The 2,500-nt window shown below is 51.9% G+C and carries 1 rRNA gene (only partly in view); it reads left to right on the forward strand.

Annotation, left to right across the window (positions count from 1 at the left end):
- Positions 1-452 precede the first annotated feature (452 nt).
- Positions 453-2,500: ribosomal RNA gene (locus tag GVL52_RS27640) — 23S ribosomal RNA — on the forward strand (it continues 914 nt past the right edge of the window).

The following is a 2,500-nucleotide window of genomic DNA, read 5'->3' on the forward strand; positions in this document are numbered from 1 at the left end:
TGCCTGTTCTGCATATATCGTGAAGAGAAGATTGATCTGGAGGCTTCCAGGTGTTGGGTTTTTGACCCTGCGTCCGAGCCCAGTTCTGATGAAACCATGGATGGCCTAGCCGGCTGGATATGGTGGAGGAGCTGGAGGTAGGAAGGAAGCTTGTCGCTCTGGGTCGTCAGTGCAAACTGCGTAGCAGTTTGTGCGTGTTGTTTGAGGTCTTAGGGCCTTATCTGACAGACGACCGGATTACCGTTGCCTGACCGCGCGGTATCGGATCCAATCTCGAGAAGCTGGTCTTAAAGACAGACTGCAAGCGAACTGCTCGGCGTAGTTCCAATAAAGCAGATCTGTCGAACACGTCGATGGCATCGTTGGTTTGGTGGGGTTGTAAAAGGTAACCCTGCCTGCTGATCGTTTCCTTTGGAAACGACAGCGAGATGATGAGCATTGGCAATGAGAACGATTAAGTGTCGTAAGGGCATTTGGTGGATGCCTTGGCATGCACAGGCGATGAAGGACGTGATACGCTGCGAAAAGCCGTGGGGAGCTGCGAATAAGCTTTGATCCATGGATATCCGAATGGGGAAACCCACCTTAAATGCTTGGGAAATCATTATGGTTGTCTGATCTTTGATCAGACGTTACGGCGAACGATCGCCGACGGCCTCTGGCCTTGCGAAGCAAATGCTTCGGGGAAGTTCCTTGTGAGAGTTCACGAGGGACTGCTTCGGTGCTTGCACCGCAAGTGCTGAGCACGTCGCCGGTCGTCCGGCGTTGAAACCAGAATGGTTTCCAAGCATTATCAATAAGGTATCTACCCCTGAATAAAATAGGGGGTAAGAAGCGAACTCGGGGAACTGAAACATCTAAGTACCCGAAGGAAAGGACATCAACCGAGACTCCGCAAGTAGTGGCGAGCGAACGCGGACCAGGCCAGTGGCAATGAGGAATAAAGTGGAACCTTCTGGAAAGTTGGGCCGTAGCGGGTGATAGCCCCGTACGCGTAGAACACTCATTGTCCTAGAGTAGGGCGGGACACGAGAAATCCTGTCTGAACATGGGGAGACCACTCTCCAAGCCTAAGTACTCGTGCATGACCGATAGCGAACAAGTACCGTGAGGGAAAGGTGAAAAGCACCCCGACAAGGGGAGTGAAATAGAACCTGAAACCGGATGCCTACAAACAGTCGGAGCCCGTAAGGGTGACGGCGTACCTTTTGTATAATGGGTCAACGACTTAGTGTAACTAGCAAGCTTAAGCCGGTAGGTGTAGGCGAAGCGAAAGCGAGTCTGAATAGGGCGATTTAGTTAGTTGCATTAGACCCGAAACCGAGTGATCTAGCCATGAGCAGGTTGAAGGTTGGGTAACACCAACTGGAGGACCGAACCCGCATCTGTTGCAATAGATTGGGATGACTTGTGGTTAGGGGTGAAAGGCCAATCAAACTCGGAAATAGCTGGTTCTCCGCGAAATCTATTTAGGTAGAGCGTCGACCGAATACCCCGGGGGGTAGAGCACTGGATGGGCTATGGGGACTCACCGTCTTACTGATCCTAACCAAACTCCGAATACCCGGGAGTACTAGTCGGCAGACACACGGCGGGTGCTAACGTCCGTCGTGAAAAGGGCAACAACCCTAACCTCCAGCTAAGGTCCCCAAGTCATGGCTAAGTGGGAAAGGATGTGAGGATCCCAAAACAACCAGGATGTTGGCTTAGAAGCAGCCATCATTTAAAGAAAGCGTAACAGCTCACTGGTCTAAATAAGGGTCTTTGCGCCGAAAATGTAACGGGGCTGAAGCCATGCACCGAAGCTGAGGATAGTGCCAATCTTAGGATTGGACTGTGGTAGCGGAGCGTTCCGTAAGTCTGTGAAGGGATACCTGTGAGGGGTCCTGGAGATATCGGAAGTGCGAATGTTGACATGAGTAACGATAAAGGGGGTGAGAGACCCCCTCGCCGAAAGACCAAGGGTTCCTGCTTAAAGTTAATCTGAGCAGGGTTAGCCGGCCCCTAAGGCGAGGCAGAAATGCGTAGTCGATGGGAACCACGTTAATATTCGTGGGCCTGGTGGTAGTGACGGATTGCTCAACTTGTACATTCTTATTGGATTGGATGTGCAGGGACGCGGTTCCAGGAAATAGCTCCATCATTATAGACCGTACCCGAAACCGACACAGGTGGTCAGGTAGAGTATACCAAGGCGCTTGAGAGAACTATGCTGAAGGAACTCGGCAAATTGCACGCGTAACTTCGGAAGAAGCGTGACCCCAAGCTACGCAAGTATTTTGGGGTGGCACAGACCAGGGGGTAGCGACTGTTTATCAAAAACACAGGGCTCTGCGAAGTCGCAAGACGACGTATAGGGTCTGACGCCTGCCCGGTGCTGGAAGGTTAAAGGGAGAGGTGCAAGCTTTGAACTGAAGCCCCAGTAAACGGCGGCCGTAACTATAACGGTCCTAAGGTAGCGAAATTCCTTGTCGGGTAAGTTCCGACCTGCACGAATGGC

The sequence above is a fragment of the Rhizobium sp. 18055 genome (assembly GCF_902706285.1).
Taxonomy (GTDB): domain Bacteria; phylum Pseudomonadota; class Alphaproteobacteria; order Rhizobiales; family Rhizobiaceae; genus Rhizobium.